This is a genomic window from Enterobacter sichuanensis, assembly GCF_009036245.1.
GTDB classification, from domain to species: Bacteria; Pseudomonadota; Gammaproteobacteria; order Enterobacterales; family Enterobacteriaceae; genus Enterobacter; species Enterobacter sichuanensis.
This window is the reverse complement of the sequence record NZ_CP027986.1, coordinates 2,576,592-2,590,456: the sequence shown is the minus strand read 5'-3', so window position 1 is coordinate 2,590,456 and position 13,865 is coordinate 2,576,592. Positions and strand designations below refer to the sequence as shown.

14 protein-coding genes are annotated in these 13,865 nt (G+C 53.7%); 12 read left to right on the top strand and 2 right to left on the bottom strand.

Features of this window, described 5'->3' with window-relative positions; translation table 11 throughout:
- Positions 1-165 precede the first annotated feature (165 nt).
- Complete coding sequence (gene sohB / locus C1N69_RS12425) at positions 166-1,212, top strand: protease SohB (protein ID WP_104556919.1); 1,047 nt, start codon at positions 166-168, stop codon at positions 1,210-1,212.
- 34 nt (positions 1,213-1,246) lie between these two features.
- Here sohB and C1N69_RS12420 read toward each other — a convergent pair whose 3' ends face one another.
- Positions 1,247-1,498 (bottom strand): YciN family protein, encoded by a 252-nt coding sequence (locus C1N69_RS12420; RefSeq protein WP_003856804.1) that lies wholly within the window; start codon positions 1,496-1,498, stop codon positions 1,247-1,249.
- 399 nt (positions 1,499-1,897) lie between these two features.
- On the opposite strand from C1N69_RS12420, the gene topA reads away from it, so the two are divergent.
- The 6 genes from topA (at position 1,898) to acnA (ending at position 9,381) form a co-directional block, all read left to right on the top strand.
- Positions 1,898-4,495, top strand: coding sequence for a type I DNA topoisomerase (topA, locus tag C1N69_RS12415; protein ID WP_025756584.1), 2,598 nt, complete (start codon positions 1,898-1,900; stop codon positions 4,493-4,495).
- Positions 4,496-4,682: 187 nt separating this feature from the next.
- On the top strand, positions 4,683-5,657 hold the full coding sequence (gene cysB / locus C1N69_RS12410; protein WP_006175683.1) for an HTH-type transcriptional regulator CysB: 975 nt from the start codon (positions 4,683-4,685) through the stop codon (positions 5,655-5,657).
- 336 nt (positions 5,658-5,993) lie between these two features.
- Positions 5,994-6,134, top strand: a complete 141-nt coding sequence (locus tag C1N69_RS12405; RefSeq protein WP_216689425.1) for a YmiA family putative membrane protein — start codon at positions 5,994-5,996, stop codon at positions 6,132-6,134.
- Positions 6,135-6,136: 2 nt separating this feature from the next.
- Positions 6,137-6,307: a hypothetical protein gene (locus C1N69_RS22800; protein ID WP_053060153.1), complete on the top strand. Its 171-nt coding sequence runs from the start codon at positions 6,137-6,139 to the stop codon at positions 6,305-6,307.
- Between the two features lie 137 nt (positions 6,308-6,444).
- On the top strand, positions 6,445-6,543 hold the full coding sequence (ymiC, locus tag C1N69_RS22950; RefSeq protein ID WP_032672427.1) for a small membrane protein YmiC: 99 nt from the start codon (positions 6,445-6,447) through the stop codon (positions 6,541-6,543).
- A 162-nt stretch (positions 6,544-6,705) separates the two neighbouring features.
- Complete coding sequence (gene acnA / locus C1N69_RS12400; protein ID WP_155031298.1) at positions 6,706-9,381, top strand: aconitate hydratase AcnA; 2,676 nt, start codon at positions 6,706-6,708, stop codon at positions 9,379-9,381.
- Positions 9,382-9,415: 34 nt separating this feature from the next.
- Here acnA and ribA read toward each other — a convergent pair whose 3' ends face one another.
- A complete protein-coding gene (gene ribA / locus C1N69_RS12395) occupies positions 9,416-10,006 on the bottom strand; it encodes a GTP cyclohydrolase II (protein ID WP_008501210.1) in 591 nt (196 codons plus the stop codon).
- Positions 10,007-10,203: 197 nt separating this feature from the next.
- Between ribA and pgpB the strand changes: the two genes are divergently transcribed.
- From pgpB to yciH, 5 genes are all read left to right on the top strand, one after another.
- On the top strand, positions 10,204-10,971 hold the full coding sequence (gene pgpB, locus C1N69_RS12390) for a phosphatidylglycerophosphatase B (protein ID WP_045285945.1): 768 nt from the start codon (positions 10,204-10,206) through the stop codon (positions 10,969-10,971).
- Between the two features lie 148 nt (positions 10,972-11,119).
- Positions 11,120-11,428 carry a LapA family protein gene (locus C1N69_RS12385; protein WP_025756587.1) on the top strand — a complete coding sequence of 103 codons (309 nt, stop codon included), beginning with the start codon at positions 11,120-11,122 and terminating at the stop codon, positions 11,426-11,428.
- Positions 11,429-11,434: 6 nt separating this feature from the next.
- A complete protein-coding gene (gene lapB / locus C1N69_RS12380; RefSeq protein ID WP_025756588.1) occupies positions 11,435-12,604 on the top strand; it encodes a lipopolysaccharide assembly protein LapB in 1,170 nt (389 codons plus the stop codon).
- 186 nt (positions 12,605-12,790) lie between these two features.
- Entirely contained in the window at positions 12,791-13,531 is a 741-nt protein-coding gene (gene pyrF, locus C1N69_RS12375) for an orotidine-5'-phosphate decarboxylase (protein ID WP_059387034.1), read from the top strand.
- On the top strand, positions 13,528-13,854 hold the full coding sequence (yciH, locus tag C1N69_RS12370; protein WP_155031297.1) for a stress response translation initiation inhibitor YciH: 327 nt from the start codon (positions 13,528-13,530) through the stop codon (positions 13,852-13,854). Before pyrF ends, yciH begins: the two co-directional genes overlap by 4 nt.
- Positions 13,855-13,865 lie beyond the last annotated feature (11 nt).

Sequence of the window (13,865 nt, the reverse complement as noted above, 5' to 3'; positions counted from 1 at the left end):
AGTCTACAGGACGCATTACTGTAAAATTAACAATTTGCAAATATTTAAACTCCAGACCGGGGATTCCTGAAGGCGGCTCGCAGAGGTAATGTCACGAGCGAGACGCATGGGCAGGGCTGTTGTACACTGCCGTGAAAGATTCGTGGTTAAATCAAGGTGGAACGCGTGGAATTACTTTCTCAATATGGGTTGTTTTTGGCCAAAATCGCAACGGTGGTGATTGCCATTGCGGTGGTTGCCGTTCTGATTGTTAACCTGACGCAGCGCAAGCGTCAGCGTGGGGAGTTACGCATCACCCGCCTGAGCGAGCAGTATCAAGAGATGCAGGAAGAGATGTCTCTGGCGCTGCTGGATACGCATCAACAGAAACTGTGGCATAAAGCGCAGAAGAAAAAGCATAAACAGGAAGCCAAAGCGGCGAAGGCAAAAGCTAAGCTCAATGCACTGCAGGATAAGGTCATTCCACGGGTTTATGTGCTCGATTTTAAAGGCAGCATGGATGCACATGAAGTCGCGTCTTTGCGCGAAGAGGTCACTGCCGTGCTGGCCGTGGCGACACCGCAGGATCAGGTTGTCGTGCGTCTTGAAAGCCCGGGTGGCGTGGTTCACGGTTACGGGCTGGCGGCGTCGCAGCTGCAGCGTTTGCGTGAAAAACAGATCCCATTGACCGTGGCCGTGGATAAAGTGGCGGCGAGCGGTGGCTATATGATGGCCTGCGTGGCGGATAACATTGTTGCCGCGCCGTTCGCCATTATTGGCTCGATCGGCGTGGTCGCGCAAATCCCGAACTTTAACCGCTTCCTGAAAAATAAAGAGATTGATATCGAACTTCACACGGCGGGTCAGTACAAACGTACCCTGACGCTGCTCGGGGAAAACACGGAAGAAGGGCGTCAAAAATTCCGTGAGGATCTCAATGAAACGCATCACCTGTTTAAAGATTTTGTGCACCGTATGCGCCCGACGCTGGATATCGAACAGGTGGCAACGGGTGAGCACTGGTACGGCGTCCAGGCGCTGGAGAAAGGGCTGGTGGATGCCGTTGGCACCAGTGACGATCTGCTGCTCAACCTGATGGACGGCCGTGAGCTGGTTGGGGTGCGCTTTACCCAGCGTAAGCGACTGCTTGACCGCTTTACCAACAGCGCGGCAGAGAGTGCGGACCGCCTGCTGCTCCGCTGGCTACAACGCGGGCAGAAACCGCTGCTGTAAACAAAAACGCGAGGCCTGTGCCTCGCGTTTTGCGTTAATCGACCAGGTGATATTTCTCTGAAAGCGTATGCGCCAGGTATTTAAACATGTTAAACACGGCGGTGCTTTTCGGGGTCGGTAACCCCTGTTCGTCAAGGAAGTATTCACCGCTGAACACCAGCACGCCATTACGCTGCTCTACGCCGGTGGCTTCAATGCCCGCCAGCGTGTCTTCATGGTCACGGATAAGCTTGTTTGCTTCGATAAGCAGAGAGGCTCGGTCAATGGGTTGGGTCGTATTCTGCATAATCCACTCCTTAAACAGTGACAATAGTCTACGCCGGGGGCGCTTTGGGGGCAAATTTTCCCTGTATTGTGAGGGGATAAGGTACGGGGGCCTGGCTGGCAGGATTTGCTTTTGCATGCTAATAAAGTTGCGTAACGAATTTTATCAGGTAGAGTGTGCGCTTTCGTCATTCTGGCAACAGAATTGCTTGACATTCAACCGGGAATTCGTCACGAATTACACGAGATGTGAGAAAAATACCCGAGAACTCAATCACCTGGGCGTGTTTTCTTTGATGCCCGGTAAGACAAAGGGGTTGATATCTCCTGACGCAGTCGCAATATCATTGGCTCGTCGTCAGCGGAAGGGAAATCAACGTGCGGCGTATTCCTGGAAGAATTAAATTAGGTAAAGGTGAATATGGGTAAAGCTCTCGTCATCGTTGAGTCCCCGGCAAAAGCCAAAACGATCAATAAGTATCTGGGTAATGACTACGTGGTTAAGTCCAGCGTCGGTCATATCCGCGATTTGCCGACCAGTGGCTCAGCCAGCAAAAAGAGCGCAGACTCTACCTCCACCAAAGGGGCTAAAAAGCCTAAAAAGGATGAACGTAGCGCGCTTGTCAACCGCATGGGTGTTAATCCATGGCATAACTGGGATGCACACTATGAAGTGCTGCCTGGAAAAGAAAAAGTCGTTAACGAACTGAAGCAGCTGGCTGAAAAAGCAGACCACATCTATCTCGCAACCGACCTTGACCGCGAAGGGGAGGCCATTGCATGGCACCTGCGGGAAGTGATCGGGGGTGATGACAAACGCTACAGCCGTGTAGTGTTTAACGAAATTACGAAGAATGCGATTCGTCAGGCGTTTGAAAAGCCGGGCGAGCTGAATATTGACCGTGTCAACGCCCAGCAGGCGCGTCGCTTTATGGACCGCGTTGTGGGCTATATGGTGTCTCCACTGCTCTGGAAGAAGATTGCCCGTGGCCTGTCCGCTGGTCGTGTGCAATCTGTCGCCGTGCGTCTGGTCGTTGAGCGTGAGCGCGAAATTAAAGCCTTCGTTCCGGAAGAGTTCTGGGAAGTGGACGCCAGCGTGACCACGCCAGGCGGAGACGCGCTGCCGCTGCAGGTCAGCCATCAGAACGACAAGCCTTTCCGTCCTGAAAACCGCGACCAGACCATGGCCGCTGTCGCGCTGCTGGAAAAAGCACGCTATCAGGTACTGGAACGCGAAGACAAACCGACCAGCAGCAAGCCTGGGGCGCCGTTTATTACCTCCACGCTGCAACAGGCGGCAAGTACCCGTCTGGGTTACGGCGTGAAGAAAACCATGATGATGGCCCAGCGCCTGTATGAAGCGGGTTACATCACCTATATGCGTACTGACTCAACTAACCTGAGCCAGGACGCGGTTAACATGGTGCGTGGCTATATCAGTGACAATTTCGGCAAGAAATACCTGCCGGAAACTGCCAACCAGTTCGCCAGCAAAGAGAATTCTCAGGAAGCGCACGAAGCAATTCGTCCTTCTGATGTCTCTGTGTTAGCCGAATCGCTGAAGGATATGGAAGCGGACGCGCAGAAGCTGTATCAGCTGATCTGGCGTCAGTTCGTGGCGTGTCAGATGACGCCAGCGCAGTACGATTCCACCACGCTGACCGTCGGCGCGGGGGATTTCCGTCTCAAGGCGCGCGGTCGCATCCTGCGCTTCGACGGCTGGACGAAAGTGATGCCCGCGCTGCGTAAAGGCGATGAAGACCGGACGCTGCCTGCGGTGAACAAAGGGGACGAACTGTCTCTGGTTGAGCTGATCCCGGCTCAGCACTTCACCAAACCACCTGCGCGCTTTAGCGAAGCCTCTCTGGTAAAAGAGCTGGAAAAACGCGGTATTGGCCGCCCGTCAACCTACGCGTCCATCATCTCGACGATTCAGGACCGTGGTTACGTACGTGTTGAAAACCGTCGTTTCTATGCGGAAAAAATGGGGGAGATCGTCACCGATCGCCTGGAAGCCAACTTCCGCGAGTTGATGAACTACGATTTCACCGCGCAAATGGAAGACAGCCTCGATCAGGTTGCCAGCCATCAGGCAGAGTGGAAAAAAGTACTCGATAGCTTCTTCAGTGACTTTACCGACCAGCTTGAAAAAGCGGAGAAAGATCCTGAAGAGGGCGGCATGCTGCCTAACCAGATGGTCCTGACCAGCATCGACTGCCCTACATGTGGCCGCAAGATGGGGATCCGCACCGCAACGACGGGCGTATTCCTCGGCTGCTCTGGCTATGCGCTGTCGCCAAAAGAGCGCTGCAAAACCACCATCAACCTGGTGCCTGAGAATGAAGTTCTTAACGTGCTGGAAGGTGATGATGCAGAAACCAACGCCCTGCGTGCCAAACGCCGCTGCAAAAAATGCGGCACGGCAATGGACAGCTACCTGATCGATCCAAAACGTAAATTGCACGTCTGCGGTAACAACCCAACGTGTGACGGCTATGAGATCGAAGAGGGTGAGTTCCGCATTAAAGGCTATGACGGTCCGATTGTGGAGTGCGAGAAGTGTGGTTCTGAAATGCACCTGAAAATGGGGCGTTTCGGGAAGTACATGGCCTGCACCAACGACGAGTGTAAAAACACGCGCAAAATTCTGCGTAACGGTGAAGTGGCTCCGCCGAAGGAAGACCCGGTTCCGCTGCCAGAGTTACCGTGTGAGAAATCCGATGCCTATTTCGTGCTGCGTGATGGCGCTGCAGGGGTTTTCCTTGCAGCCAACACGTTCCCGAAATCGCGCGAAACCCGCGCGCCGCTGGTGGAAGAGTTACACCGTTTCCGCGATCGTCTGCCTGAGAAACTGCGTTACCTGGCCGATGCGCCTCAGCAGGATCCGGAAGGCAACAAAACCGTGGTACGTTTTAGCCGCAAAACGAAGCAGCAGTATGTGGCGGCAGAGAAAGAGGGTAAAGCGACCGGATGGTCAGCCTTCTTTGTCGATGGCAAATGGGTTGAAGGCAAGAAATAATCTTCCCTTACCGTAACTTACCTGCAAAAGGGCCGGCATTCCGGCCCTTTTTTATTGCCTTGTTATTATTTTTTGTTCCGTACTATACAGTCAGGCTATAAATGATATAGTGGTTATAGTTAACCTGTTTCTTATTATTAAATCGTCTTAAGCGATTGACCGCATGCGCTAAATCGGATGGTCTGGCATGAAATTACAGCAGCTTCGTTATATCGTTGAGGTGGTGAATCACAACCTTAACGTCTCTTCTACCGCCGAGGGGTTGTATACCTCGCAACCGGGTATCAGCAAACAAGTTCGTATGCTGGAGGACGAGTTAGGTATCCAGATATTTGCCCGCAGCGGTAAGCACCTGACGCAGGTGACGCCTGCAGGGCAGGAAATCATCCGTATTGCGCGGGAAGTCCTCTCCAAAGTCGATGCGATTAAGTCTGTGGCCGGGGAACACACCTGGCCGGATAAAGGCTCGCTGTATATCGCCACGACGCATACCCAGGCTCGCTATGCGCTTCCGGGGGTGATTAAGGGCTTTATCGAGCGTTATCCACGCGTCTCGCTGCATATGCATCAGGGCTCGCCAACGCAAATTGCGGAGGCGGTATCGAAGGGCAATGCGGACTTTGCTATCGCAACGGAGGCGCTGCACCTGTATGACGATCTGGTAATGCTTCCATGCTACCACTGGAACCGTTCCATTGTGGTCACCCCTGATCACCCGCTGGCGGGTAAAGGGTCGGTGACGATCGAAGAGCTGGCGCAATATCCTTTAGTGACCTACACGTTTGGCTTCACCGGGCGCTCGGAGCTCGATACGGCGTTTAACCGGGCAGGATTAACGCCGCGTATTGTCTTTACCGCAACCGATGCCGACGTGATTAAGACCTATGTCCGGCTGGGGCTGGGGGTAGGCGTTATCGCCAGCATGGCGGTCGATCCGGTGTCAGACCCTGACCTGGTACGCCTTGATGCGCACGATATTTTCAGCCATAGCACCACAAAAATTGGGTTCCGTCGCAGCACCTTCCTGCGTAGCTATATGTATGATTTTATTCAGCGCTTTGCCCCGCATTTAACGCGTGATGTGGTGGATACCGCCGTTGCATTACGCTCTAATGAAGATATTGAAGAGATGTTTAAAGATATCAAACTCCCGGCAAAATAATCACACCCGGTATCTTTCCCCTGCGGAAAGATACCGAAATAACCCCTCAAAGCTAAATTAGAATTATCATCATCTACCCTCCCTGCCATATAATGTCATTAGCCTTTTATTTTGTGTGGTTTTAATGTCGTGAATTGGCGACAAAAGTAGAAACTATTTTACGGCTTCGCAAATTTTTCTTTTCAATTATTTATTTCTGGTCAAAAGATTGAATATTTCATACCTCCCGATGCGTAAATTCACTGGCTTTTCGGCTAAAGTTTCTTTAGGATTTATCTCAACGGATGATTAATTGTACCAATTGTTTGGTCCTAAATGATAAGCGATGTCGATTGTATGAGGTTAGCAATGCCTTCAGGAAGTGAAGAACCGCAAAGGGATCCTGCGCTCAAGCGTAAAGCCTGGCTGGCGGTCTTTCTCGTCTCCGCCCTGTTTTGGGTGGCTGTTGCTCTCCTGGCCTGGAAATATTGGGGTTAAATATGGCAGTGACGGTTCGTACAGCTTCGGTGAAACAGATGTGTCAGCATCGTGACAATGGCCACAGAGGGCGTAAAGCACCGGTGACGGTTGTCCCTGCGTCCTGGAAACTGACGCCGCAACAGCAAGCGTTTATTGATGTGTTCGCAGAAGACGAACCCAAAAAACAATAATTTAGTTTATTGCGTAACGATGCAAATAGTCTGAATAAGACTCTGCACCTTTGTACTCTTTAATAAATACACATCAGCAATATAGCGCTGAGGACAAACCTCGGAACTTTTTATAAATAATGCCTGGTGTCCCTATGATGAATAACATGACGTCTCACAAATACTGGTCATGGATCGGCGTTTTTACCGTGTCGATTCTGTTCTGGAGCCAACTCATCTGGCTGGCCCTAAGCTAAATTGTAAAACCTCGCTACGGCGGGGTTTTTTGTTTCCTCCCTTCTGGACCAGTCCGAAATTTATCAATTTGGGTTGTTATCAAAACGTTACGACATCTTTGTGTTATCTTTAATTACAGCCCTGATGATTGTCGGGACATCTCTGTGATTAAGGAGGAGCTTATGTCGTTAACCCTACGCGAAGCCAGTAAGGACACATTACAGGCAGAAAATAAAACCTGGCATTACTACAGCCTGCCGCTGGCTGCCAGAACGCTTGGGGACATTTCGCGTTTACCCAAGTCATTGAAAGTTTTACTTGAAAATCTCCTGCGCTGGCAGGATGGTGACTCCGTTACCCTCGAAGATATTCAGGCACTGGCAGGGTGGCTCAAGAATGCCCATGCCGACAGAGAAATCGCCTACCGCCCGGCAAGGGTCCTGATGCAGGACTTTACCGGCGTTCCTGCGGTGGTTGATTTAGCCGCCATGCGCGAGGCCGTTAAGCGCCTCGGGGGTGACACGGCAAAAGTGAATCCACTCTCCCCGGTTGATCTCGTCATCGACCACTCCGTCACCGTGGATCGCTTCGGCGATGACGATGCCTTTGGCGAGAACGTGCGACTGGAAATGGAGCGTAACCACGAGCGCTACGTCTTTCTGAAGTGGGGACAGCAGGCGTTCAGCCGGTTTAGCGTGGTCCCGCCAGGTACCGGTATTTGTCACCAGGTGAACCTTGAGTACCTGGGTAAAGCCGTCTGGAGCGAATTGCAGGATAAAGAGTGGGTGGCTTACCCGGACACGCTGGTAGGCACGGACTCGCATACCACCATGATCAACGGTCTGGGTGTGCTGGGCTGGGGCGTAGGCGGTATTGAAGCGGAAGCCGCTATGCTCGGCCAGCCGGTCTCTATGCTCATCCCTGATGTGGTGGGCTTCAAGCTGACCGGCAAGTTGTCCGAAGGCATTACCGCCACCGATCTGGTGCTCACCGTCACCCAGATGCTGCGTAAGCACGGCGTGGTGGGCAAGTTTGTTGAATTCTACGGCGACGGACTGGATTCGCTGCCGCTGGCCGACCGCGCCACCATCGCCAATATGGCGCCGGAATATGGCGCGACCTGCGGCTTTTTCCCTATCGATGACGTCACGCTGGAATATATGCGTCTCAGTGGCCGCAGCGAAGAGCAGGTGGCGCTGGTAGAGGCGTATACCAAAGCCCAGGGGATGTGGCGAAATCCGGGTGATGAGCCAGTATTTACCAGCACCCTGGAGTTGGACATGGGAACGGTAGAGGCGAGCCTCGCCGGGCCTAAACGTCCTCAGGATCGCGTCGCACTGACCGATGTGCCGAAAGCGTTTACCGCCAGCAATGAGCTGGAGGTGAACGTGGCGAAGAAAGACCATCGTCCAGTCGACTATGTTCTGAACGGTCATCAGTATCAGCTTCCGGACGGCGCGGTGGTGATTGCCGCCATTACCTCCTGCACCAACACGTCGAACCCCAGCGTATTGATGGCTGCCGGTTTGCTGGCAAAAAAAGCGGTCGAGCTTGGGCTCAAACCCCAGCCGTGGGTCAAGGCCTCGCTGGCACCGGGCTCCAAGGTGGTGTCGGATTACCTCGCTCAGGCCAAACTGACGCCGTATCTCGACGAACTGGGCTTTAATCTCGTGGGCTATGGCTGTACGACCTGTATTGGTAACTCCGGTCCGCTGCCTGAGCCCATTGAAACGGCGATTAAGCAGGGCGACCTGACGGTTGGCGCTGTGCTTTCCGGGAACCGCAACTTTGAAGGGCGCATTCATCCGCTGGTAAAAACCAACTGGCTTGCCTCGCCACCGCTGGTGGTAGCTTATGCGCTGGCAGGGAATATGAATATCAATCTCGTGACCGATCCGGTTGGTCACGATCGCAAGAATGACCCTGTTTATTTGAAAGATATCTGGCCGTCCTCGCGGGAAATCGCGCTGGCCGTTGAAAAGGTCTCCACCGAGATGTTCCGCAAGGAGTATGCGGAAGTCTTTGAAGGCACGCCGGAATGGAAAGCCATTAACGTTGCAGGTTCGGATACCTATGACTGGCAGGATGACTCGACCTATATTCGTCTGTCGCCATTCTTTGATGAGATGCTTGCCGAGCCGGCGCCGCTCAAGGATATTCACGGCGCGCGCATCCTGGCGATGCTGGGGGATTCTGTCACGACTGACCATATCTCTCCGGCGGGGAGTATCAAAGCCGATAGCCCTGCAGGCCGCTATCTGCAAAGCCGTGGCGTAGAGCGCCGTGATTTTAACTCCTACGGTTCGCGCCGTGGTAACCATGAAATCATGATGCGCGGCACGTTTGCTAACATCCGTATTCGTAATGAAATGGTACCGGGTGTGGAAGGGGGCATGACGCGTCTTCTGCCGGGAACGGAAGTCGTTTCGATTTATGACGCGGCCGTCAAATATCAGCAGCAAGGTACGCCGCTGGCGGTGATCGCCGGGAAAGAGTACGGTTCTGGCTCAAGCCGTGACTGGGCAGCGAAAGGTCCGCGCCTGCTTGGCGTACGCGTGGTTATCGCGGAATCGTTCGAACGTATTCACCGGTCGAATCTGATTGGCATGGGGATCCTGCCGCTTGAGTTCCCGCAGGGCGTGACGCGCAAAACCCTGGGCCTGACGGGGGAAGAGCAGATTGACATCAGCGGGCTGCAAAACCTGGCGCCGGGGAAAACGGTGCCGGTGAAATTAACGCGGGCAGACGGGAAAACCGAGGTGGTGGAATGCCGGTGTCGTATTGATACGGCCACCGAGCTGACCTATTACCAGAACGACGGCATTTTACATTATGTGATTCGTAAGATGCTGGACTGATGAAAAAGCCCGGCCTGTGCCGGGCTTTTTTGCATCACTCTTTCAGGAGATGGCCCATCTTGGCGGCTTTGGTATCGAGATAGTGGGCGTTTTTCGGGTTACGGCCGACAATCAGCGGAACACGCTCGACAATGTTGATCCCCGCTTCGGTCAGGATCTCCACTTTTTTGGGGTTGTTGGTCAGCAGCCGAACTTCATCCACGCCCAGCAGTTTGAACATATCGGCACACAGGGTGAAATCACGCTCATCAGCGGCGAAACCGAGTTGATGATTCGCTTCAACCGTATCGTAGCCCTGGTCCTGAAGCGCGTAAGCGCGGATTTTATTCAACAGACCAATATTGCGGCCTTCCTGACGGTGATAAAGCAGCACACCACGGCCTTCTTCAGCAATATGAGAGAGGGCCGCTTCCAGCTGGAAACCACAATCACAGCGCAGGCTGAACAGTGCATCGCCGGTAAGACACTCCGAATGTACGCGGGACAGCACCGGCGTCTGCCCTGAAATGTCGCCATAAACCAGTGCGACATGATCCTGTCCGGTTGCCAGTTCTTCAAATCCGACCATCAGGAAATCGCCCCATGGGGTTGGCAGTTTGGCTTCTGCCACACGTTTAAGCTGCATGTGATTCTCCAGAGTAGGCTGACACGTTTCGTGTCCTGGCCCTGTTTTACTTTCTGTATCTGTTCATTTTGCCACAAGCCCGGCATGTTCGCCTAATGGGCGCCACGCTATATGAACGTTAAACGCACGATCCGACATCTCCACCCGGCGGATAAATTTCAGTTATGATTGTGACGCTTAGCGAAAAAGGAGAAGACATGCTTTCAATCGCCAGACGTACGGCAGCAGGTGCGGCCATTTTACTGATTATGCCTCTGGCCGTATGGGTTTCAGGCTGGATGTGGCAGCCCGGGCAAAATACCGCGTGGCTGAAAACGTTATACTGGATTACGGAGACGGTGACCCAGCCGTGGGGAATCATTACCCACGTGCTTCTCTGTGCCTGGTTCCTCTGGTGCCTGCGCTTTCGTCTGCGCGCGGCGCTGATGCTGTTTGCGATCCTCGCGGGAGCGATCGTTATTGGCCAGGGCGTTAAGTCCTGGGTAAAAGATCGCGTTCAGGAGCCGCGACCTTTTGTCGTCTGGCTGGAAAAAGCACATCATATTCCTGTCGATGAGTTCTACACTTTAAAGCGTAAAGATCGCGGGGCGCTGGTAAAGGAACAGCTTTCGGAACAGCAGGATATCCCAAAGTTCTTGCGTAAACACTGGCAAAAAGAGACCGGGTTCGCGTTTCCTTCCGGTCACACCATGTTTGCGGCCAGCTGGGCATTACTGGGGGTCGGGCTGCTTTGGCCACGACGCCGGACGGTCACCATCGCGATTCTGCTGGTCTGGGCAACGGGGGTGATGGGGAGCCGCTTACTGCTGGGGATGCACTGGCCACGGGACCTGGTCGTCGCTACGCTTCTCTCATGGATGCTGGTGACGCTGGCGACCTGGCTTGCTGAACGCTTCTGCGGGCCGCTTACGCCACCGCCAGAAGAGAAACAAGAAATAGCCGAACGGGAGCAAAACGACGCCTGACGGTTGATATTCCGTATTTTGCCCATAAATCCATGACTGGCGCGTCACTTTTTCCGTTTCGCGCCCGTCACTAAAATGGTAGTTTATAAGGCTGATTGCGGTGAGTTGAACACACTTTATTCGCTTGAACCACATAACGGGAAGTAATGTGAAATATTTACTCATTTTCTTACTGGTCTTGGCGATTTTTGTCATTTCAGTCACATTGGGTGCGCAAAACGATCAACAGGTGACGTTTAACTATCTGCTGGCTCAGGGCGAGTATCGCGTGTCGAGCCTGCTGGCGGTCTTATTTGCTGCGGGCTTTGCCATCGGCTGGCTGGTTTGCGGTCTGTTCTGGTTGAAAGTCCGTGTCTCTCTTGCGCGCGCTGAACGTAAAATTAAACGACTCGAAAATAACATTGCGCCTGCGTCCGACGTGCCGGAAAGCTCCGGTGTGCCGGTCGTGAAGGAATAATCGACGATGCTGGAGTTGTTGTTTCTGCTTTTGCCTGTCGCCGCAGCCTATGGCTGGTACATGGGCCGCAGAAGTGCGCAACAAACAAAACAGGATGAGGCCAACCGTCTCTCCCGCGACTACGTGGCGGGGGTGAACTTCCTCCTGAGTAATCAACAGGACAAAGCGGTAGACCTGTTCCTCGACATGCTGAAAGAGGATACCGGGACCGTTGAAGCGCATCTCACCTTAGGCAACCTGTTCCGCTCGCGCGGTGAGGTCGATCGCGCCATTCGTATCCACCAGACCCTGATGGAAAGTGCCTCCCTGACCTACGAGCAACGCCTCCTCGCCGTACAACAGCTGGGGCGGGATTACATGGCCGCAGGGCTTTACGATCGCGCTGAAGATATGTTCTCGCAGCTGGTGGATGAAACGGATTTCCGCATCGGCGCGCTGCAGCAGCTGTTGCAAATTTATCAGGCCACCAGTGACTGGCAGAAAGCCATTGATACGGCCGAACGTCTGGTGAAGCTGGGTAAAGACAAGCAGCGCGTTGAGATAGCCCATTTCTACTGCGAGCTTGCCCTTCAGCAGATGGGCAATGACGACATGGACAAAGCCATGGCGTTGCTGAAGAAAGGGGCCGCCGCAGACCGCAACAGCGCGCGCATCTCCATCATGATGGGGCGAGTCTTTATGGCGAAAGGTGACTACGCCAAAGCCGTTGAAAGCCTGCTGCGGGTGATCGACCAGGACAAAGAGCTGGTCAGTGAAACGCTGGAGATGCTGCAAACCTGCTACCAACAGCTGGGCAAGCAGGAGGAGTGGGTGGCCTTCCTGCGTCGCTGTGTGGAAGAGAATACCGGCGCGACCGCGGAACTGATGCTTTCAGACGTGGTTGAGCAGTATGAGGGGAGTGATACTGCCCAGGTCTATATTACCCGTCAGCTGCAGCGTCATCCGACCATGCGGGTTTTCCACAAGCTGATGGATTACCACCTGAACGATGCTGAAGAAGGGCGCGCGAAAGAGAGCCTGATGGTCCTGCGCGACATGGTCGGCGAGCAGGTGCGCAGTAAGCCGCGCTATCGTTGCCAGAAATGTGGTTTCACCGCCTATACGCTCTACTGGCATTGTCCATCATGCCGTGCCTGGTCCACCATTAAGCCTATACGTGGTCTCGACGGACAGTAATTTTTTAAAACGCCTTATTTTAGTTACAACATACTAATGGCTTTAAAACCTCTTCTGGCTCCGTGCGGTTTGTCGGCTTAGCAGAGGGTGCAAATGGATCCTGTCAATTTGCAGCGCCGGCAGGTAGAATGCTCGCCGTTTATCTGTTCCGCGCCGCTGCGCGCCCATAGACGAAAAGGGCTGGTCATGACGTCTGTTACATCCTCCACTTCCCGCGTAATTACCGATTCTCCTGTTGTTGTTGCGCTTGACTACAATAAGCGTGACGCCGCACTGGCGTTTGTCGACGGTATTGACCCTCGCGATTGCCGCCTGAAAGTTGGCAAAGAGATGTTCACGCTGTTTGGACCGCAAATTGTTCGCGATTTGCAACAGCGCGGCTTTGACGTTTTCCTTGACCTCAAATTCCACGATATCCCGAATACCACGGCGCATGCTGTTGCCGCTGCCGCAGAGCTCGGCGTCTGGATGGTCAACGTTCATGCGTCGGGTGGGGCAAGAATGATGACGGCCGCCCGTGAAGCGCTCGTGCCGTTCGGCAAAGATGCGCCGTTACTGATTGCGGTGACTGTGCTGACCAGTATGGACGAAAGTGATTTACGCGATCTCGGTGTGACATTGTCACCTGCGGAACAGGCCGAGCGTCTCGCGCGGTTGACGCAACAGTGTGGCCTTGACGGCGTCGTCTGCTCGGCGCAGGAAGCTGTACGTTTCAAGTCTGCACTGGGTCAGGATTTCAAACTCGTCACCCCAGGGATCCGTCCCGCAGGCAGCGACGTTGGCGATCAGCGCCGCATTATGACCCCTGAGCAGGCGCTGGCAGCAGGCGTAGACTACATGGTCATCGGACGTCCGGTTACGCAGTCTGCAAATCCGGCTGAGGCGCTGAAGGCAATCAACGCATCGTTGAAGAAGGGGGCACAATGACCGATTCCAACAGTCGTCTGGTCTACTCAACCGAGAGCGGACGCATAGACGAACCGAAAACGAAAGTGGAGCGTCCAAAAGGGGACGGCACCGTTCGCATCCAGCGTCAAACCAGCGGGCGAAAAGGAAAAGGTGTTTGCCTTATCACGGGTATTGACCTTGATGATGCCGGGCTGACAACGCTGGCGGCCGAGTTGAAAAAGAAATGTGGCTGCGGTGGTGCAGTGAAAGACGGCATTATTGAAATCCAGGGTGATAAGCGCGATCTAATAAAGTCTCTGCTCGAAGCCAAAGGCATGAAAGTCAAACTGGCGGGTGGTTAAAATAAATAAGC